Source organism: Pseudomonas sp. PSB11 (assembly GCF_014596605.1).
Taxonomy (GTDB): domain Bacteria; phylum Pseudomonadota; class Gammaproteobacteria; order Pseudomonadales; family Pseudomonadaceae; genus Aquipseudomonas; species Aquipseudomonas umsongensis.
Window position 1 is genome coordinate 42,227 of record NZ_NOIO01000029.1, and the last position, 20,376, is coordinate 62,602.

Consider the following 20,376-nt stretch of genomic DNA (forward strand, 5'->3'; position numbering starts at 1 on the left):
GTCCTCGGTGCAGAAACGGCGAAGGGCCTGTGCGATTGAACGCCCAGGCCCTTCGAATTTCAACCCTGTCGTGCAGCGGTCAGAACACCACGGTTTTGTTGCCGTGTACCAGTACCCGGTCTTCCAGGTGGTAACGCAGGCCACGGGCCAGCACCATTTTCTCGACATCTCGACCGAAGCGCACCATGTCTTCGATGCTGTCGCTGTGGCTGACACGCACCACGTCCTGCTCGATGATCGGGCCGGCGTCCAGCTCTTCAGTCACATAGTGGCAAGTAGCGCCGATCAGCTTTACCCCGCGCAGGGAAGCCTGGTGGTACGGCTTGGCACCGACGAACGACGGCAGGAAGCTGTGGTGGATGTTGATGACCTTGTGCGCATATTCACGGCACAGCTCAGGCGGCAGGATTTGCATGTAGCGGGCCAATACGACCACTTCGGCATCATGCTGCTTGACCAGGCGCGAGACCTCGGCAAATGCCGGCTCCTTGTCCTGGGGATTAACCGGTACGTGGTAGTAGGGAATGCCGTGCCATTCGACCATGCTGCGCAGGTCGTCGTGGTTGGAAATCACGCAGGCGATTTCACAATCCAGTTCATCGCTGTGCCAGCGATGCAGCAAGTCGGCGAGGCAGTGAGACTCGCGGCTGGCCATCAACACGACGCGCTTCTTCTGCTCGGTATCGGTAATACGCCAGTCCATCGAGAACTCTTCGGCAATCGGCGCAAAGGCTTCGCGCAAGGCTTCGATCCCGAAAGGCAGCGAGTCGGCACGAATTTCGTGACGCATGAAGAACCAACCACTGAGATTGTCCGAGTGGTGGCTCGCTTCAGTGATCCAGCCGTTATGTGACGCCAGAAAGTTACTGACTTTGGCAACGATGCCGACGCGGTCCGGGCAAGAAATCACCAGCCGAAAAGTGCGCATGAGGGGGAAACTCCAGAACTTCGCAAAGGCGGGCATTCTAGCGATTGTGCAGCAAAACTGCAGTATTGATGACACGCCGCCTTCCCCAACGGCCTGCGCCAACGTTCGCATAGCACCAGGCGAACGCCCCTAATTGGCCATCGACCAGCACTGATTTGTAAATATCTGTAGCACAGGCGGCGCATTATTTAAGTGCGCCTCCAATGTGCGCTGAACTCACTGGAATTTAATTAAATAAACTCAGGTTTAATGTTTACTTGATGAAACAGCCTGACTATTATTGCCGCACTGTCACCTGCCATCCAGCGCCCTACATAAGGTAGTAATCATGTCCTTGATCAACGAATATCGCGCCACCGAAGAAGCTATCAAAGAGCTGCAAGCCCGTTTGAAGAATCTGTCCCAAGACGACAAACTGCAGACCGAGCTGGAATTCGAAGGCAAACTGCGCACCCTGATGGGCGAATATTCCAAGTCCCTGCGCGACATCATCGCGCTGCTGGATCCAGAAGCCAAAACCAAAGCGCCACGTGGCGGTGCAGTAAAAACTACTGGCACCAAGCGTGCTCGCAAAGTTAAACAATACAAAAACCCGCACAACGGCGAAGTCATCGAGACCAAAGGTGGCAACCACAAAACACTGAAAGAGTGGAAAGCCAAGTGGGGCGGTGACGTGGTTGAAGGCTGGGCTACCCTGCTGGGCTAAGCTCACGCGCTTGTCGCGGATCAATTGCGACAAAAAAACGCCAGCATACGCTGGCGTTTTTTTATGCCCGGAGTTTAGCCCCGGGGCATTTTCGATTTCAAAGATTCAAACGATTGCGAAGACCCTGAACATATTCCCGCCAATCATTGAGAACCGCCTGCTGCAACGATGTAGCTGTAAGGGCCAACTGGGCTGCCGCCTCTGTAAAACTATCCAGGGTATTTGGCGCGCCCCATTCAGGCACTGATAGACGTTTCTGACAGAATATTCGCCAGCGTTCTTGCTCGTCGAGATTCAAGGTATCGGGAAAGTTACGTGCTCGATATCGAAACAATAGCTCCGGTAAACGTTCATCATCGAAAGGCCATTGCTGTTGCGCCAATTGCAGCGGGTCGGCTGTTCTGACTTGCTCGCATAAACGCCGATCACGGTCCCCGATAAATCCGTCGTATAACTGTTGCTCAGGATCCTCGCTCGAGGAAAAATCTTCCCGGGCATAAATCGCCAGAACTTTAGCTTGCCAATCCTGCTGCGCGTCACTTAGCCGCAGTGCACGTTGCTGATAGAGCGCAACATCCATCCCCAAGCGCAGCTGATCTGCGGGTCGAAGAACCGATAACGGCGCGACCACGGGGCATTTATTGATGTGGATAAGCTTGAGCGGTACGGGTAATTCACCTTCTGCCAGCTCGTCGCGGCGGGTATACAAACGCTGGCGCAAGGTTTCGGCATCGAGATCGAGCAAACCCTGCGGGTCGAGGTGCAGGTCGCAAACAATCAGTGCGTTCTTATTGCGTGGGTGCCAGGCCAAGGGCAACACTACGCCGACATAGTTGCGCGCAGCAGAAAAGCGCCCTGAAACATGCACCATCGGTTGCAGCAAGCGCACCTGGTCCAGAACCTTTTGCTTACTGCGAAGCTGAAACAACCAGTCATACAACTTTGGCTGTTTTTCCCGGATCAGGCGCGCCAGGGCAATCGTGGCGCGAACGTCCGACAGCGCTTCGTGGGCGCTGCCATGATCGATCCCGTTAGCGGCGGTCAGCCGTTCGAGCTTGAGTGTCACTCGCCCTTCTTCGTCTGTCGGCCAGACAAGGCCATCGGGGCGTAACGCATAGGCTGCGCGAACGACATCGATCAGGTCCCAGCGACTGTTACCACCCTGCCACTCCCGCGCATAGGGGTCGAAAAAATTGCGGTACAGGCTGTAGCGAGTCATCTCATCGTCGAAACGCAAGGTGTTGTACCCGGCGCCGCAAGTACCCGGCGCCGCCAGTTGGGCATGCACCCGGGTCATGAAGTCGGCTTCGCTCAACCCGTCCTCGGCCAGTTGGGCGGGCGTGATGCCGGTGATTGCGCAAGCCGCGGGATGCGGCAGGATATCGTCGCTGGGCCGGCAAAAGAGATTGACAGGCTCGTCGATTTCATTGAGCTCGAAGTCAGTACGCAACCCCGCCATTTGCAGTGGGCGGTCGCAACGGGGATTGATACCCGTCGTTTCGTAGTCGTACCAGAAGATGGAGGTCACGGGCTATTCCTGAACTGAAGATTGGCGAAGTCTAGGCGTTCCCGTCCCGCTCCGGCCAGCAATCGTGCCATTGAATCACCCCTGGCCACGTAATATGCAATACATAGTTATGTCGTTTTTTCCGGCGAGGCTGCTAGCATCCGGTGAAGAGACAAACCGATCAGGCCACACCATCAGGTTGCCCATGCTCGACACCACAGCACTGCCACGGAAAGCAACGCTGCCACCACCACTGGACACGCGGTATCAGGTGGAAACGCCCGAAGGCATAGACTTGCCGCTGCGACCGGCCGGCTTGATGGTGCGCGCAATGGCGTTTTCCATCGACCTGGCGATACGCGGGTTGATCCTGGGCCTGATGTTCATCGCCCTGGCAATGCTCGGGAAACTCGGTGCGGGACTGGGTTCGATCCTGCTCTTCGGCGTGAGCTGGTGGTACATGGTGCTGTTCGAAGTCTTCAACCAGGGGCGCTCACCGGGCAAACAATGGATGGGCCTGCGGGTCATTCAGGACGATGGCACGCCTATAGACTGGTCAACGTCACTGTTGCGCAACCTGCTGCGATTTGTCGACATGTTGCCGTTTGGCTACTTTCTCGGCGCTATCAGTTGCCTGCAACACCCCAATTTCAAGCGCCTCGGTGACCTGGCCGCCGGCACGCTGGTGGTCTACCGCGAGCAGCCGCTTACCCGTCCCCAACTCCCACCCTCGCAACCCCGTCGTCCTCCTTTTGCCCTGACACTGACCGAGCAACGTGCCATCCTCGGTTTTGCCGAACGCCAGGCCGGACTGTCCGATGCCAGGGTCAATGAGCTGGCCTCGATCCTCGCGCGCCCCTTGCAGGTTCCGGCTCCCCGCGCCGTGGCCGAACTCAACGGCATTGCACACGGCTTGTTGGGTCCGACATGAAACAAAGCCTTTTCGAACATCGGCACATGGCTGAATGGGAGCAGTTCTCCCTGCTGCTGGACAAGCTGGAGCAGGACAGCAAAGCCAAAGGGGCCGACAATTTTCTGGCCGATTATCGGCGCATCTGCCAACACCTGGCGCTGGCCCGCGAGCGCGGTTACAGCAGTTTCCTGAATGACGCATTGCAGCAACAAGTGTTGCGTGGGCATCAGCAGCTGTATCGACATCGCAGCCATTTTGGAGCCCATGCACTGGGTTTCATCCTGGCGGGCTTCCCCCGGCTGGTACGTGAACAATGGCGCTTCGTGCTCGCTGCCAGCCTGATGTTTTTCGGCAGCCTGTTCGCAATTGCAGGGCTGGTTTATCTGTTTCCGGAACTGGTCTACAACCTGATTCCGGCCGATCAGGTCAGCGACATGCAAAGCATGTACGACCCCGATGCCGGTCACCTGGGACGCTCCATGGAGCGTGCGGCCAGTGAAGACTGGGCGATGTTCGGCTACTACATCATGCACAACATCGGGATCGCCTTTCAGACCTACGCCAGCGGATTGCTGTTCGGCCTGGGCAGCGCGTTTTTCCTGTTCTTCAACGGCTTGATGATCGGCGCGGTCGCCGGACACCTGACGCATATCGGCTACGGGCAAAGCTTCTGGTCGTTCGTGGTCGGTCACGGTGCCTTTGAGTTGACGGCCATTGCCCTGGCGGGTGCCGCCGGCCTGCAATTGGGTTGGGCGTTGATTGCACCAGGCCGCCTGCCCCGCGCCGAAGCCTTGCGCCTGGCGGCCCGCAAGAGTGTTCTGCTGATTTGCGGCGTCATGTTGTTTCTGCTGATTGCGGCCTTTATAGAAGCCTACTGGTCGTCGATGACGACACCGGCCCCCCTGACCAAATACCTGGTCGGTGCGGCCCTCTGGGTGCTGGTGGCGATTTACTTGATATTCGCCGGACGGACGCACCATGCGCCTGAGTGACACCACTGTGGTCATTCGCCCAAGACCGACCTGGGAAGCCATTGACCTGGGCGTGCTGTTGAGCCAGCGCCACCGGCGCCTGCTGATGAGCAGTTGGGCGATTGTCACCTTGCCGGTTTTCGCGCTGCTCACCTGGTTGCTGTGGGATTCGCCGACCTTGGCCGTGTTCATCTTCTGGTGGCTGAAACCGGCGTTTGAACGCTTGCCGTTGTACATCCTTTCCAAAGCCATTTTTGCAGACACGCCCACCCTCAAGCAGGCGCTTTATCAGTGGCCACGGTTGCTCAAGCCACAACTGCTGGCCAGCCTGACCTGGCGACGCCTGAGCCTGAGTCGCAGCTTCACGCTGCCCGTGTTACAGCTCGAAGGCCTGAGCGGTGATGCGCGCCAACAGCGGTTGCAAGTGTTGTTGCAACGTGACGCCAGCGCGGCACGTTGGCTGACCGTGATGGGTGCGCACCTGGAAGGCGCGTTATGGATCGGTTTGATGGTGCTGTTTTATCTGCTGCTGCCACAACAGGTCGCCCTGGACTGGAGCTGGCAGTCGCTGGTCAGCGCCGCAACGCAGGACTGGCGCTGGCTGGAGCACCTGTCCAATGGTTTCTACGTCCTGGTGCTGGTGGTTTGGGAACCGGTCTACGTGGCCGCAGGCTTCAGCCTGTACCTGAACCGACGCACCGCGCTCGAAGCCTGGGATATCGAGCTGGTGTTTCGCAGCCTGTCCCGTCGTTTGAGCGAAGCAACCCTTGCCCTGTTACTGGCGGCGACCTTGCTGCTGCCGATCACCCCCACCGCCATGGCGTCCGAGTCGGCGCTTGCGACGCCCGACAGTCCGCGCTTGCTGCAGCAACCACTGACCAGCCAGGGGTCCAGGGACAGCATCAAGGCCATCCTCGACCAGCCTCCGTTCAAGAACAGGGAAACCGTCACCCGCTATCGATTTGGCGAAAACCAGGCCGCGGACCAAGGCGCGAATGAAGACCACACACCCCAATGGTTAAAGGCGCTGCTCCAGATGATTGATAACCGCGACTTCGGCGCGTTGGCCACGCTGATCGAAGTTGTGCTGTGGGCAGCCGTGATCACCGCCATCGGGGGCTTGATCTGGTACTACCGTGAGGGGTTGCAGGCATTCGTCAGCCGTCGACCGCGTCCCGCTAAAAAAGCCCCCCACCCGCCTGCCCCTCAGGTATTTGGCCTTGACCTCAGCCGCGAGACCCTGCCCTGCGACATCGCCTCCAGTGCCGAAAGCCTCTGGCAGAACAACCCGCGTGCAGCGCTTGGCTTGCTCTATCGCGCCCTGCTCAGCCGCCTCTTGCACGATTTCGACATGCCACTCAAAGCCGCCGACACCGAAGGCCAGGTGCTTGAACGCATCGAACAACTACAGCAACCGGCCCTGCTGGCCTTCAGCAAAGACCTGACCGTGCACTGGCAAAACATGGCCTATGGGCACCAATTGCCACCCGCGCATGTACAGCGCGAACTGTGTAACGGCTGGCGTGGCGTATTTGACTCGGGAATCCCCCATTGAACCGGCGCGCCTGGCCATTCATCAGCACGATGACGGCTGTCCTGCTGGCCGTGTTGATGATTTATCTGTACCTGAAGGCAACGCCCTATCCGGCCGAAATCGACCATGGCCCGGCGCCTGAAGCCCTGGCCAATCCGTACCTGGCCGCCGAGCTTTTCTTGCGCAAGCAGGGCCTGAATGTCAGCCATGCCAACAGCCTCGATATCCTGCCAACCCTCGCGCCGCAGCATCACAGCCTGTTGTTGCTAGGCGATCGCTACAACATGACGCCCAGGCAGATCGATCAGGTGCTGGCCTGGACCCAAGCTGGCGGGCGCCTGCTGTTCGTTGCCCAGTCGCTGTGGGATGAAAAGACCGGGCAAAGCAATGACCTGTTGCTGGATCGGGTGCAACTGCAACAGTCGCTGAGCAAAGACCTCAAGGACCCACCGCCCGACACTCCGGATGATCCCTACCCACAACTGACCAAACTCTATCTGGATGATGAAGACGCACCGGCCTACGCCGGCTTCGATACCACGTTCCATCTCGAAGACCCGAAAAACCTCGCCCAGGCCTGGGCCAACAGTGCCAAGGCAACCCATATGATGCAACTGAACCACGGGCTTGGCTCGATAATTGTGGTGACCGACGCCGACCTGTGGAAAACCCCGGCCATCGATCAATACGACAACGCCTGGCTGCTCTGGTACCTGACCGCCGATACCGGAGTGACCCTGCTGTTCAATACCGAGCACGACAGCCTGCTGACACTGCTGCTGCGCCATTTCCCCCAGGCGTTGGTCGCCTTGGCCGCCCTGATCGGCCTGGGTTGCTGGCACTTCGGCGTGCGCCATGGGCCACTGTTGCAACCGCAAGCCAAAGCTCGCCGCCAATTGCAGGAACACCTGCGCGCCAGCGCCGATTTCATGTTGCGACACAGTGGCCAGGACAGCCTGTTGCAGGCCTTGCAGCAAGACATACTGCGCCGCGTGAGACATCGTCATCCTGGCTATGAACAACTCGATGTCGCCGAACAATGGCGGGTGCTCGCCCGTCTGAGCGGCCAGCCCGCAGACGCAATCAGCCAAGCCATGGGCCCGCGGTCAAAACAGCGGTTTTCCAGTGCTGAATTCAGCCGCCAGGTCGCCCACCTGCAAACCTTGAGGAATGCGTTATGAGTCAACCGATCGAGCCCGATGCAATCGACCACGCCATCCGGCAACGCCAGCGTGCCTGCCAGTTGGCCCAGGCGGTGCGCCATGAATTGCAAAAAGCCGTGATCGGCCAGGACACCGTCATCGACGACGTTCTCACCGCCCTGCTTGCTGGCGGCCATGTATTGCTCGAAGGCGTGCCGGGGCTGGGCAAGACGCTGTTGGTCAGGGCGCTGGCACGTTGTTTCGGCGGCGAATTCGCGCGTATCCAGTTCACGCCGGACCTGATGCCAAGCGATGTCACCGGGCATGCGGTGTACGACTTGCAGACCGAGCAATTCAAGCTGCGCAAGGGACCGTTGTTCACCAACCTGTTGCTCGCCGACGAGATCAACCGTGCCCCGGCAAAAACCCAGGCCGCGCTGCTCGAAGCCATGCAGGAACGCCAAGTCACCCTCGAAGGCCGCGCCCTGCCCATCGCGCAGCCATTCATGGTGCTCGCCACGCAAAACCCCATCGAACAGGAAGGCACTTACCCGTTGCCGGAAGCCGAACTCGATCGCTTCATGCTCAAGGTGCGCATGGACTACCCCGACGCGGAGCAGGAGTTGGACATGGTGCGCCAGGTCAGCCGCTCGACCCGGGCCGACATGCTCGATGTGCAACCGCTGCGCACGGTGCTGCAAGCCAGGGAGGTCCTGGCCTTGCAGCGCATTGCCAGCGATTTGCCGCTGGACGACCAGGTCCTCGACTATGCCGTACGCCTGGCCCGCACCACCCGCAGTTGGCCCGGCCTGACCCTCGGTGCCGGGCCTCGGGCGTCCATTGCGCTGGTGCGCTGCGCAAGGGCACGGGCATTGTTGCGCGGTGGCGAGTTTGTGATCCCTGACGACATAAAAGGCTGCGCCCTGGCCGTTCTGCGCCATCGTGTGCGCATAGCGCCGGAACTGGATATCGAAGGGCTGGACGTCGATCAGGTGTTGCGGCAACTGCTCGATCAAGTACCGGCGCCAAGGCTGTGAAACCCTCGCGCCTGCTACTGGCCTGGCTTGCGACCTTGCTGGGCATCGGTCTCATTCTGGGCACATTGCACGCATTGGACATCGCCGTTCCATCAACGCTGTTCTCGATCAGCTGGGGCTTGCTCCTGGCTCTCTTGGCCCTGGCAATAATCGACGCCATCCGTCTCAAGCGCCTGCCGTCGCCCCGCGCACAACGTCAACTGCCCGGCAGCCTGGCCCTCGGCCGTTGGAGTGTCGTGCGACTGCAAGTCGAGCACGACTTTTCCCTGCCACTGAGCATCCAGCTCTACGACCACGTACCCGACGGCCTGAGCTTCGAGAACCTGCCGCTGTCGGTGAAACTTCAACCCGGCCAGCACAGCGGCGTCGACTATCGCCTGCGCCCGCTCAAGCGCGGCCACTTCAGCTTCGAGAACTGCGAAATCAGCCTGCCCAGTCCATTGGGGCTATGGCACGGCAAACGCCTGCTGAGCGTGATTGACAGCACCCGGGTCTATCCCGACTTCGCCCGACTCTACGGCGGCCAACTGTTGGCGGTGGACAACTGGCTCAGCCAACTCGGGGTTCGCCAGCGCCAACGACGTGGCCTGGGCCTGGAGTTTCATCAGCTAAGGGAATTTCGCGAGGGTGACAGCCTGCGCCAGATCGACTGGAAAGCCACTGCCCGCCAACGCACACCCATTGCCCGGGAGTACCAGGACGAGCGTGACCAACAGATCATCTTCATGCTCGATTGCGGTCGACGCATGCGCAGCCAGGACGGCGAGCTGGCGCATTTCGATCATGCGCTCAATGCCTGCCTGTTGTTGAGCTACGTCGCGCTGCGCCAAGGGGATGCGGTAGGCCTCTGCACCTTTGCCAGTGATCATCCGCGCTTCCTCGCCCCGGTGAAAGGCGCTGGCCAGCTCAACGTGCTGCTCAACTCGGTCTACGATCTGAACAGCACTCAACGCAGCGCCGATTATCAAGCCGCTGCCAGCCAACTGCTGTCCCGGCAGAAACGGCGGGCGCTGGTGCTGCTGGTCACCAACCTGCGCGATGAAGACGATGATGAACTGCTGACTGCCGTCAAGCGCTTGAGCAAGCAGCACCAGGTGTTGGTCGCAAGCTTGCGTGAGAACGTCCTGGATACGACGCGACTATTGCCGGTTCAAACCTTGTCAGAGGCGTTGGCCTATTGCGGGACGGTCGAATACCTAAATTCGCGCGCAGCACTCCATGAGCGCTTGATCGCCCACGGAGTACCGGTAGTGGATGGGCAACCCGAGGCGTTGGGCCCCGAGTTGGTCACCCGGTACTTGAGCTGGAAAAAAGCAGGGACAATTTAACAACGCTCCAAGCGCAACACATGCGGCATCAGGCAGACGCCGGCAAGGGCTGAAAACTGAAGTACTGCCTCAATGCCTCCACCAGTTGCCCATACTCCGGGGGTGCCCGTTGCAGGCTGAACCCGGCGTCATAGTAGTGAGGAGTTGCGTCTTCATGGCACCACAGGCAACACGCCCGCAGATCGATGACCTGCATGCACCCGCTGCTCGCGGGGATTTTCAGGCGCAAATCGAAATCCACGCCGATCATCATCGGCAATTGACTGATAAGCATCAGCCCGTCTTCGGAGACGTTGCCAAGATAGCCAACGGGCTTGTCGGTAATGCGGTTGAACACTTTCAGAAAATACGGCAGTTGATGCCGCTCGATCCGGCGGTCAGTGAACATGCTGAATTCGCTATGCCAGGCCCTTAAGCAGGGCCGCACTAATGCTTCGGAACGGGCCGGCCTGATAGACAGGCGATGGGCACGCTCTCCCCGATCCTGGTGCGACAGTCCATGAACCGCTGCCGCTTACTCCTGCCGATCACAGGTGTTACGTCGGTTTGCAGACAAGGCTCCAAACCGATCTATTCGACTATAGCTCACCGTCGCCGGCGAGCCAGCCACCAGATGAGAAGCGTAATCAGAAGCGGGTTGGACGTACCGTCGCCGAACTTCGCAGCGGGTAGTGATTGAGTGCTTGCAAGGTTTCCAGGCGAGCCTGGGCACGATACGCGTATTCACTTTGCGGATACGAAGCAATGATGAACTGGTAGGTTTGCGCCGCATCGACAAACAGTTTTTGCCGTTCCAGGCACAATCCGCGCAACATTGACACTTCTGGCCATACATAAGGACGCGCGCGGCTGGCGCGTTCAACTTTGGACAGCTCGAGCGTTACTTGCTCGCAATTGCCACGGTCATAGGCGCTATAGGCAAGGTTCAAATGGTGGTTCATCGACCAACGGGTGCAGCCCACGACACTGAGGGCAAGGACGGCTATGAGCACGAATCGCATGGGAGTTCTCCTGACTTGAGCTCTGTATCGACCCGTGGACGAAAATCTTCAGGTGGCAGGTCAGCAAAAGTGTTCATTCAAAGAATCAAACGAATAAGTAGTGCACATGAACAATGACTACACCCCAAGAGCATAGTAGCCTCACTCAGCGCTTGAACTCAGGAGTCTTTGCATGTCCGTCCGTCGTACCAAAATCGTCGCCACCCTTGGCCCGGCCAGTAACTCGCCGGAAGTTCTCGAACAGCTGATCCTGGCTGGCCTGGACGTAGCCCGCCTGAACTTCTCCCACGGCACCCCCGACGAGCACAAGGCTCGCGCGAAGCTGGTGCGTGACCTCGCTGCCAAGCACGGCCGCTTCGTTGCCCTGCTGGGTGACCTGCAAGGCCCGAAAATCCGTATCGCCAAATTCGCCAACAAGAAGATCGAGCTGAAGATCGGTGATCAATTCACCTTCTCCACCAGCCATCCCCTGACCGAAGGCAACCAGCAAGTGGTTGGCATCGACTACCCGGACCTGGTCAAGGACTGCGGTGTAGGTGACGAGCTGCTGCTCGACGACGGCCGCGTGGTGATGCGTGTCGACACCGCCACCGCTACCGAACTGAACTGCACCGTGACCATCGGCGGCCCGCTGTCGGACCATAAAGGCATCAACCGTCGCGGTGGTGGCCTGACGGCACCGGCCCTGACCGAGAAAGACAAGGCAGACATCAAGCTCGCTGCCGAAATGCAGGTCGATTACCTCGCCGTGTCCTTCCCGCGCGACGCCGCCGACATGGAATACGCCCGTCAACTGCGCGACGAAGCCGGCGGTACCGCCTGGCTGGTGGCGAAGATCGAACGTGCCGAAGCCGTAGCCGACGACGAAACCCTCGACGGCCTGATCAATGCCTCCGACGCCGTAATGGTGGCCCGTGGTGACCTGGGCGTGGAAATCGGCGACGCCGAACTGGTGGGCATCCAGAAGAAAATCATTCTGCACGCGCGTCGCCACAACAAGGCCGTGATCGTAGCGACCCAGATGATGGAGTCGATGATCCAGAACCCGATGCCGACCCGCGCCGAAGTGTCCGACGTAGCCAACGCTGTGCTCGACTACACCGACGCCGTGATGCTCTCGGCCGAAAGTGCCGCCGGCCTGTACCCGCTGGAAGCTGTGCAAGCAATGGCGCGAATCTGCGTCGGCGCTGAAAAGCACCCAACCAGCAAGACCTCCAGCCACCGCATTGGCAAGGAGTTCCAGCGCTGCGACGAGAGCATCGCCCTGGCCACCATGTACACCGCCAACCACTTCCCGGGTGTGAAGGCGATCATCGCCCTGACCGAAAGTGGCTACACCCCGCTGATCATGTCGCGCATCCGTTCCTCGGTGCCGATCTATGCGTTCACTCCACACCGTGAGGCCCAGGCCCGCGCGGCGCTGTTCCGTGGCGTATACACCATTCCATTCGATCCGGCTTCGCTGGCACCGAACGAAGTCAGCCAGAAGGCGATCGACGAGCTGGTCAAGCGCGGCGTCGTGCAGAAAGGCGACTGGGTCATCCTGACCAAGGGCGACAGCTACCACACCACCGGTGGCACCAACGGCATGAAGATCCTGCACGTTGGCGATCCGATGGTCTGAGTGACCGCTCGCTGAGAAACGAAAGCCCCGCCATGTGAATGGCGGGGCTTTTTTGTTTTAAAGATCAAAAGATCGCAACCTGCGGCAGCTCCTACAGGGAATGCATTCCATTGTAGGAGCTGCCGCAGGTTGCGATCTTTTTTGGGTTCAATGCCGCCATTGCCTTGAGCTGTAGCCTCTCAACCACGGGGCAGGAACACATCAGCCAGCAGTTGATTACGCGGCAGTCCTGCCAGGTACAGGCGCCGGGCGAAGGCGTCAACGCTGTCGGGGGCTCCACAAACCAGGGCCAGGGTTTGCCGAGAGACAAGGCGCATTTGCGCCAATGCCGCTGGCAACCCGGCTGGGGTCCAGAACTCGACACTGAGGTTCGGACGACTGGCGGCCATGGCTTGCAGGGGTTTGGCCAGGTAATGCTCATTGGCATCATGGGCCAGGTGAATGACACGGATGGCGCCCTGATGATCCTGACGCAACGCTTCGCGCAACACGCCAAACAACGGCCCCAGGCCGGTGCCAGCGGCCATTAGCCACAACGGCCGGGCATGCCAATCCGGGTCGTAATGCAATGCCCCGCCGCGCAACTCGCCGAGGCGGACTGGATCACCAATGCTCAGCTGACGCGCCGCGTCACTGAATTCACCTGGCAGGCGGCAATCGAGGTGGAACTCCAGGAAGCGGTCTTCCTCCGGCAGGCTGGCGAGGGAATACGGCCGCGCCACATTACCGGCCCACAACACCAGATGCTGACCTGCGCTATAGCGCAATGGACGCTGCGGGGTGAGGCGCAAGCGCAACACGCTGGCGCTCAACCAATCGACGGCCGCAACTTCGGCCGGGCTGCCATCCTGCTGCGGGTCGAAGGTGTGCACTTGCAGATCCTCGACCACCTGGCACTGGCATGCCAGCCGCCAGCCTTGCTGGCGCTGCAGCGCACTCAAGGCATCGGGCCGGCTGTCGCTCGGCAGCCCTTGCACGCATTGCACCAGGCACGCATGGCAACTGCCGGCCCGACAGCTGTAAGGCACCGACACGCCGTTCTGATTCAGGGCATCAAGCAGATTACTGCCAGCTGCCACCGACCATTGGCGGTTACCAACGCGCAACTCAGGCATCGACGTTTTCCCATGCCGCCGCGCAACGGTTGCGGCCGTCACGTTTGGCCCGATAAAGCGCCTGGTCAGCCCGCTGCAAGGCCTCGTCAAGATCATCACCCGGTAACAGCAGGGTCATGCCGGCGGACAGGCTGAGACTGCCGACCTTCAAGCCGATCAGCTCGACATCGATAAAGGCGAGGCGCAGCCGCTCGCAACAAGCGGTCAATCGCCCGGCATCGCAATCAGGCAGCAACACCACAAACTCTTCTCCGCCGTAGCGCGCCAGGACATCACCGTCGCGCAGGCAGGCCGACGCCACGCCGGCAAATGCCTGCAACACCTGATCGCCAGCCGCATGGCCGTGAATATCGTTGATGCGCTTGAAGTGATCGAGGTCGATCAGCGCCAGGCCATGCACGACGCTGGCGTCCATGGCCTTGAGTTCGCGTGAAGCCAGGCGCAGGAAATGCCGGCGATTGAACAGTCCGGTCAACTCGTCGGTGGCGACCAGGTCCTCGAGCTGGCGCATCATCCCGCGCAGCGTGTCCTGGTGCGCCTGCAAGGCGAAGCGGCGTTGACGCATGCGCAGGCGGGAGGCCTGGACGTAACGGGCGTACAGCTCAAGCCAGACCAGCACGATGAACAGTACGCATACCTGCAATACGGCCAGCGCCGGGTCGGCCAGCTGAAAGTGGTAGCCCTCCCAAAGCGTGATCGCGCTGAAACTGAAAAAGACCAGCAACGCGCAGCGCGCAAATGCACGGCGCGACAGATGAAACAGCCCGAACAACAGAATCAGCACGTAGAACACCAGAAACGCGCCACGAGCCTCATCCAGATTGGCAATCAGCCAGGTTTGCCAACCCAGCCCCAGCAGCACCTGCGTCTCGGTCAGGCTGGGGTCGGAAAAACGCAGGTTGCAGCCGCTGTAAAACACCACGAACAACGCCGCCTGGCTGATGACCACCAGCCCACTGCCGACGGCGACGTTGGCTAGCGGCTCATCGTAGTGGCCGGTAAAAAACGCCAGCCACAGCAGTAGCAGGGCCAGGGCGTAGGTGCCGGCTGCGAGGGCAAAACGTTTGAGCAACAGGCGCTGGATGGTGTTATGGGTCAATCGTTGACTCACCCTATGAAAGGAGACTGACAGAGCGTCCTACTCTACAGACCGAATGTCACTTTAGTGGTGCGGCCGATAAATAACCATTCAATTTTCGGGTGACACAATTTCACTGTAGGAGCTGCCGCAGGCTGCGATCTTTTGATCTTGATCTTAAAAACAAAATCAAAAGATCGCACCCTTCGGCAGCTCCTACGGGGATCGGGCACGACAATCAGACCAAGGTTTGACCGCCGGCGCGTGTACCTGCCTTTGATGCGCGGTATACTGCCGCGCCTTTTTAGCGTCGCGCCAGCATGCCCGGCGTGCCTTGAAAGGTGCTTGCAACCGACCGAAGTACCCAAGCTGCAAGCACCTTATTGAATGTTCCCGTCTTTTAGAGGAGCGCGACTCATGACCGTGATCAAGCAAGACGACCTGATTCAGAGCGTTGCCGACGCCCTGCAGTTCATTTCCTATTACCACCCCGTGGATTTCATCCAGGCGATGCACGAAGCCTACCTGCGCGAAGAATCGCCAGCGGCCCGTGACTCCATGGCGCAGATCCTGATCAACTCGCGGATGTGCGCCACCGGCCACCGCCCGATCTGCCAGGACACCGGCATCGTCACTGTTTTCGTTCGCGTAGGCATGGACGTACGTTGGGATGGCGCCACCATGGGCCTGGACGACATGATCAACGAAGGCGTGCGCCGGGCTTACAACCTGCCGGAAAACGTCCTGCGTGCCTCGATCCTCGCCGACCCGGCGGGCGCTCGTAAAAACACCAAGGACAACACCCCGGCCGTCATCCACTACTCCATCGTTCCGGGTAACACCGTGGAAGTGGACGTGGCAGCCAAGGGCGGCGGTTCCGAGAACAAGTCGAAAATGGCCATGCTCAACCCGTCCGACTCGATCGTTGACTGGGTGCTCAAGACCGTTCCGACCATGGGTGCCGGCTGGTGCCCACCGGGCATGCTCGGCATCGGCATCGGCGGCACCGCCGAGAAAGCCGCGGTGATGGCCAAGGAAGTGTTGATGGAATCCATCGACATTCACGAACTGAAGGCCCGCGGCCCGCAGAACCGCATCGAAGAAATGCGCCTGGAGCTGTTCGAGAAGGTCAACCAGCTGGGCATCGGCGCCCAGGGCCTCGGTGGCCTGACCACCGTGCTCGACGTGAAGATCATGGATTACCCGACCCACGCCGCCTCGTTGCCGGTGTGCATGATCCCGAACTGCGCCGCTACCCGTCACGCGCACTTCGTGCTCGACGGTTCCGGCCCGGCATCCCTGGAAGCGCCACCTTTGGACGCCTACCCGGAAATCGTCTGGGAAGCGGGTCCGTCGGCCCGTCGCGTCAACCTCGACACCCTGACCCCGGAAGAAGTGCAGAGCTGGAAGCCGGGCGAAACCGTCCTGCTCAACGGCAAGATGCTCACCGGTCGCGACGCTGCGCACAAGCGTATGGTCGAGATGCTGAACAAGGGTGAAACCCTGCCGGTGGACCTGAAGGGTCGCTTCATCTATTACGTCGGCCCGGTCGACCCGGTGCGCGAAGAAGTGGTAGGCCCGGCTGGCCCGACCACCGCCACGCGCATGGACAAGTTCACCCGTCAGATCCTCGAGCAAACCGGCCTGCTGGGCATGATCGGCAAATCCGAGCGCGGCCCGACCGCAATCGACGCGATCAAGGACCACAAGGCCGTTTACCTGATGGCAGTGGGCGGCGCGGCTTACCTGGTGGCGCAAGCGATCAAGAAATCCCGCGTGGTGGCATTCGCCGAGCTGGGTATGGAAGCGATCTACGAGTTCGACGTGAAAGACATGCCAGTGACTGTCGCAGTCGACAGCAAGGGCGAGTCGGTACACATCACCGGTCCTGCCATCTGGCAGCAAAAGATCAGTGAAAGCCTGGCGGTGGAAGTGCAGTAAGCTGCACTGAAACCCCAAAAAACCGGCCGGTCGGCAACGACCCGCCGGTTTTTTTTGGCTGGTAACAAACTGAAACTCCTGGGATCGACCATCACGGTAAAACCAGCGCCAGCGCATCGGTACCGGCGAGAGATGACTGCCCTCCACATGGTATGGTGCTCCCCCTCATTTTTTCCTGTTGTCCACTGCATGCTGCCGACTTCCCGATCCCTGCGCCTGGCGCTGTACACCGTGCTGATCATCGCCGGTGCCGCCATCGCTGCCACCCTGGCCATGCGCCACACCGTGCGCCAGTCCCTGGTTGAAGACGCCGCCCGTGCCAATCAGCAATTGGCGCTGTATGCCACGTCCCTGCACACCCTGATCGAACGCTACCGCGCCCTGCCCTCGGTGCTGGCGCTGGACCCGCAGCTGCGTGACGCGCTCAAAGGCCCGGTCAGCCCTGATCAACAGGACGTGCTGAACCGCAAGCTGGAAAAGATCAATGGCGCCGCCGAGTCCTCGACCCTGGAACTGCTCGATCGCACCGGACTCGCCGTGGCAGCAAGCAACTGGCGCTTGCCCAGCAGTTACGTCGGCCACAATTATGGCTTTCGCCCTTACTTCAACCAGACCCGAACCCAGGGCACCGGGCGTTTTTATGCCGTGGGGGTGACCAGCGGGATACCGGGCTACTTCCTCTCCAGTGCCGTGACCAACGACGACGGGCAGTTTCTCGGGGCCATGGTGGTGAAGCTCGAATTTCCCGAGCTGGAACGCGAATGGCGCCAGGGTAGCGACACGCTGCTGGTCAGCGATGCACGCGGCATCATCTTCATCGCCAATCAGCCGGGTTGGCGCTATCGCCAATTGAAACCGTTGAGTGACAGCGACCTGGCCGAGCTCAAGGCCACCCGCCAATACGACAAGCAACCGCTGACGCTGCTCGACTATCAATCGTTGCGCCACTTCGACGACAACAGCGAACTGGCGCGGGTCGACGGTCCGGACGGCAAGACGGATTACCTGTGGGAATCCCTGCCGCTGGCCGCCGAGGGCTGGACGCTGCACCTGCTGCGTCGTCCGCAAGTGGCGTTCGAAGACAGTCGCAACGCCGCCCTCGCCGCAGCCGGCCTGTGGCTGACACTGGTGTTTCTGCTGCTGTTCCTCAATCAGCGCTGGCGCCTGGCAAAAATGCGCCAGCGTAGTCGCGAAGAGCTCGAACAGCTGGTGGAAGAACGCACCCGCGACCTGCGCACCGCCCAGGAGGGTCTGGTGCAATCGGCCAAGCTCGCGGCCCTCGGCCAGATGTCGGCAGCGCTGGCCCATGAAATCAATCAACCACTGACCGCCCAGCGCATGCAGCTGGCAACGCTGCGACTGTTGCTCGAGCACGGCCGGGTCGACGACGCCTACAAGGCTCTCAAGCCGGTGGATGACATGCTGACGCGCATGGCCGCCCTCACCGGCCACCTGAAAACCTTTGCCCGCAAAAGCCCCAGCGGTTTGCGCGAACGCCTGGACCTGGCGGCGGTGGTGGACCAATCGCTTGAGCTGCTCGACACTCGTCTGCGCGACGAACAGGTCAGCACCGTACTGCACCTGACGCGCCCGGCATGGGTGCGCGGCGACGCAATTCGCCTGGAGCAAGTGTTGATCAATCTGCTACGCAACGCCCTGGATGCGATGCAGGACAAACCCTGCAAACGCCTGGAAATCCGCCTGGAAGCCGACGAACAACTGTGGCGCCTGAGCGTCATCGACAACGGCGGCGGCATCGCCGAAGAAAACCTGTCGAAAGTCTTCGATCCCTTTTTCACCACCAAACCGGTGGGTGATGGCTTGGGTATCGGTCTGGCCGTATCCTTTGCCATCGTTCACGAATCGGGCGGACGCCTGAGCGCCGATAATCACGACAACGGCGCGGTGTTCACACTCACCTTGCCCATCGATCCGGAGGCTCCTGGCACATGCTCAATTCAGTGATGGTGGTCGACGACGAAAGCAGCATCCGCAGCGCCGTCGAGCAGTGGTTGGGCCTGTCGGGTTTCCAGGTGCAACTGTTCAGTCGCGCCGACGAATGCCTGGCGCAACTGCCCGCGCATTACCCCGGAGTGATCCTCAGCGACGTGCGCATGCCCGGCATGTCCGGGCTGGAACTGCTGGCTGAAGTTCAGCGCCGCGATGCCGACTTGCCAGTGATTCTGCTGACCGGCCATGGCGACGTGCCGATGGCTGTCGATGCGATGCGCGATGGCGCTTACGACTTCCTGGAAAAGCCCTTCAGCCCGCAAACCCTGCTTGGCAGTCTGCACCGCGCGCTGGACAAGCGCCGGCTGGTGCTGGAAAACCGCGCCTTGCACGAGCAGGCCGACAACCGCGCCAAACTCGACGCGACGCTGCTGGGTGTGTCCCGTGGCTTGCAGACGCTACGTCGCCAGGTTCTGGATTTGGCGGCGTTGCCGGTCAACGTATTGATCCGCGGTGAAACCGGTAGCGGCAAAGAACTGGTTGCTCGCTGCCTGCACGATTTCGGGCCGCGCGCCGATAAACCCTTCGTCGCCTTGAATTGTGCAGCCATTCCCGAACAACTGTTCGAGGCCGAGCTGTTCGGTCACGAAAGCGGCGCGTTCACCGGTGCCCAGGGCAAGCGCATCGGCAAACTCGAATACGCCGATGGCGGCACGTTGTTTCTCGATGAAATCGAAAGCATGCCCCTGGCGCAGCAAGTGAAATTGCTGCGGGTGCTACAGGAGCAGAAGCTTGAGCGCTTGGGCTCGAACCAGAGTATTCGCGTGGATTTGCGCATCATCGCTGCGACCAAGCCGGACTTGCTCGACGAAGCACGGGCCGGACGTTTTCGCGAGGACCTGGCTTACCGTTTGAACGTCGCCGAATTGCGCCTGCCACCGCTGCGTGACCGTCGCGAAGACATTCCGTTGTTGTACGAGGCGTTTGCCCAAAGTGCTGCAGAGCGACTGGGGCGAACCTTTGCGCCGTTGAGCGGGCCGCAGTTGAGCCATCTGTTGAGCCACGACTGGCCAGGCAATGTGCGCGAACTGGCAAACGTCGCCGAGCGCCAGGTGTTGGGGCTTGGCGAGCCTGCGCCAGCGGGCATCGAGCCGGGGCAGTCACTGGCAGCGCAGCAGGAAGCGTTTGAAGCGCAGTGCCTGCGCGCAGCATTGACCCGGCACAAGGGTGATGTGAAGGCGGTGCTTGAAGAACTGCAGCTGCCGCGCCGCACGTTCAATGAAAAGATGCAGCGGCATGGGTTGAACCGGGAGATGTTTCTCGGTGAATGATCGTTCCCACGCTCTGCGTGGGAATGCCTCAGCGGACGCTCCGCGTTCGGCTTTTGGGACGCAGAGCGTCCCTGGCTGCATTCCCACGCGGAGCATGGGAACGATCAAAGCGTTAAGCGGTTTTTCGCTCACACCCTCTCCAGAATAAGCGGATTTCCGCTCACTCAAACCTCAATCCCCCTCTAAACCGGCCCTCTCCCCGTTGGCACAGGTCCTGCTATAGACCCCGCAGGCTGCGTTTACGCGCGCTCCACAAAAAATAATTAAACG

The 20,376-nt window shown here is 60.4% G+C and carries 17 protein-coding genes; 11 read left to right on the forward strand and 6 right to left on the reverse strand.

Annotation, left to right across the window (positions count from 1 at the left end; translation table 11 throughout):
* Nucleotides 1-79 precede the first annotated feature (79 nt).
* Nucleotides 80-928 carry a formyltetrahydrofolate deformylase gene (gene purU, locus CGA21_RS25310; RefSeq protein ID WP_020797876.1) on the reverse strand — a complete coding sequence of 283 codons (849 nt, stop codon included), beginning with the start codon at nucleotides 926-928 and terminating at the stop codon, nucleotides 80-82.
* Nucleotides 929-1,256: 328 nt separating this feature from the next.
* On the opposite strand from purU, the gene mvaT reads away from it, so the two are divergent.
* Complete coding sequence (mvaT, locus tag CGA21_RS25315) at nucleotides 1,257-1,634, forward strand: histone-like nucleoid-structuring protein MvaT (protein ID WP_008058684.1); 378 nt, start codon at nucleotides 1,257-1,259, stop codon at nucleotides 1,632-1,634.
* A gap of 97 nt (nucleotides 1,635-1,731) precedes the next feature.
* Here the strand turns inward: mvaT and sbcB are convergent, their stop codons facing one another.
* Nucleotides 1,732-3,162 (reverse strand): exodeoxyribonuclease I, encoded by a 1,431-nt coding sequence (gene sbcB, locus CGA21_RS25320; protein ID WP_188265297.1) that lies wholly within the window; start codon nucleotides 3,160-3,162, stop codon nucleotides 1,732-1,734.
* Between the two features lie 184 nt (nucleotides 3,163-3,346).
* On the opposite strand from sbcB, the gene CGA21_RS25325 reads away from it, so the two are divergent.
* From CGA21_RS25325 to CGA21_RS25350, 6 genes are read left to right on the forward strand one after another with little or no spacing between them, the layout of a single operon-like run.
* Nucleotides 3,347-4,072 carry an RDD family protein gene (locus CGA21_RS25325; protein WP_188265298.1) on the forward strand — a complete coding sequence of 242 codons (726 nt, stop codon included), beginning with the start codon at nucleotides 3,347-3,349 and terminating at the stop codon, nucleotides 4,070-4,072.
* A complete protein-coding gene (locus tag CGA21_RS25330; RefSeq protein WP_110752856.1) occupies nucleotides 4,069-5,046 on the forward strand; it encodes a stage II sporulation protein M in 978 nt (325 codons plus the stop codon). Before CGA21_RS25325 ends, CGA21_RS25330 begins: the two co-directional genes overlap by 4 nt.
* Complete coding sequence (locus CGA21_RS25335; protein WP_188265299.1) at nucleotides 5,033-6,580, forward strand: DUF4129 domain-containing protein; 1,548 nt, start codon at nucleotides 5,033-5,035, stop codon at nucleotides 6,578-6,580. The genes CGA21_RS25330 and CGA21_RS25335 overlap by 14 nt, the downstream gene beginning before the upstream one ends.
* Nucleotides 6,577-7,740: a DUF4350 domain-containing protein gene (locus CGA21_RS25340; protein ID WP_411157090.1), complete on the forward strand. Its 1,164-nt coding sequence runs from the start codon at nucleotides 6,577-6,579 to the stop codon at nucleotides 7,738-7,740. The genes CGA21_RS25335 and CGA21_RS25340 overlap by 4 nt, the downstream gene beginning before the upstream one ends.
* The gene (locus tag CGA21_RS25345) at nucleotides 7,737-8,738 is read left to right on the forward strand and encodes an AAA family ATPase (RefSeq protein WP_110752852.1); all 1,002 of its coding nucleotides are present in this window, start codon (nucleotides 7,737-7,739) and stop codon (nucleotides 8,736-8,738) included. Before CGA21_RS25340 ends, CGA21_RS25345 begins: the two co-directional genes overlap by 4 nt.
* Nucleotides 8,735-10,066, forward strand: a complete 1,332-nt coding sequence (locus tag CGA21_RS25350) for a DUF58 domain-containing protein (RefSeq protein WP_188265300.1) — start codon at nucleotides 8,735-8,737, stop codon at nucleotides 10,064-10,066. Before CGA21_RS25345 ends, CGA21_RS25350 begins: the two co-directional genes overlap by 4 nt.
* A 28-nt stretch (nucleotides 10,067-10,094) precedes the next feature.
* Here CGA21_RS25350 and CGA21_RS25355 read toward each other — a convergent pair whose 3' ends face one another.
* Complete coding sequence (locus CGA21_RS25355) at nucleotides 10,095-10,454, reverse strand: PilZ domain-containing protein (protein WP_110752848.1); 360 nt, start codon at nucleotides 10,452-10,454, stop codon at nucleotides 10,095-10,097.
* A 238-nt stretch (nucleotides 10,455-10,692) separates the two neighbouring features.
* Nucleotides 10,693-11,067, reverse strand: coding sequence for a tetratricopeptide repeat protein (locus tag CGA21_RS25360; RefSeq protein WP_020797867.1), 375 nt, complete (start codon nucleotides 11,065-11,067; stop codon nucleotides 10,693-10,695).
* Nucleotides 11,068-11,239: 172 nt separating this feature from the next.
* Here CGA21_RS25360 and pyk point away from each other — a divergent pair, with 172 nt between their 5' ends.
* Nucleotides 11,240-12,691, forward strand: a complete 1,452-nt coding sequence (pyk, locus tag CGA21_RS25365) for a pyruvate kinase (RefSeq protein ID WP_020797866.1) — start codon at nucleotides 11,240-11,242, stop codon at nucleotides 12,689-12,691.
* 179 nt (nucleotides 12,692-12,870) lie between these two features.
* On the opposite strand, the gene CGA21_RS25370 is transcribed toward pyk, so the two are convergent.
* On the reverse strand, nucleotides 12,871-13,806 hold the full coding sequence (locus CGA21_RS25370) for an iron-sulfur-binding ferredoxin reductase (RefSeq protein ID WP_188265301.1): 936 nt from the start codon (nucleotides 13,804-13,806) through the stop codon (nucleotides 12,871-12,873).
* Nucleotides 13,799-14,905, reverse strand: coding sequence for a GGDEF domain-containing protein (locus CGA21_RS25375; RefSeq protein WP_110752844.1), 1,107 nt, complete (start codon nucleotides 14,903-14,905; stop codon nucleotides 13,799-13,801). The genes CGA21_RS25370 and CGA21_RS25375 overlap by 8 nt, the downstream gene beginning before the upstream one ends.
* 396 nt (nucleotides 14,906-15,301) lie before the next feature.
* On the opposite strand from CGA21_RS25375, the gene CGA21_RS25380 reads away from it, so the two are divergent.
* From CGA21_RS25380 to CGA21_RS25390, 3 genes are all read left to right on the forward strand, one after another.
* Nucleotides 15,302-16,825, forward strand: coding sequence for a fumarate hydratase (locus tag CGA21_RS25380; RefSeq protein WP_008061943.1), 1,524 nt, complete (start codon nucleotides 15,302-15,304; stop codon nucleotides 16,823-16,825).
* A 189-nt stretch (nucleotides 16,826-17,014) separates the two neighbouring features.
* Nucleotides 17,015-18,790: an ATP-binding protein gene (locus CGA21_RS25385; RefSeq protein ID WP_110752842.1), complete on the forward strand. Its 1,776-nt coding sequence runs from the start codon at nucleotides 17,015-17,017 to the stop codon at nucleotides 18,788-18,790.
* Nucleotides 18,775-20,106, forward strand: coding sequence for a sigma-54-dependent transcriptional regulator (locus tag CGA21_RS25390; protein WP_188265302.1), 1,332 nt, complete (start codon nucleotides 18,775-18,777; stop codon nucleotides 20,104-20,106). Before CGA21_RS25385 ends, CGA21_RS25390 begins: the two co-directional genes overlap by 16 nt.
* The last annotated feature ends 270 nt before the right edge of the window (nucleotides 20,107-20,376 follow it).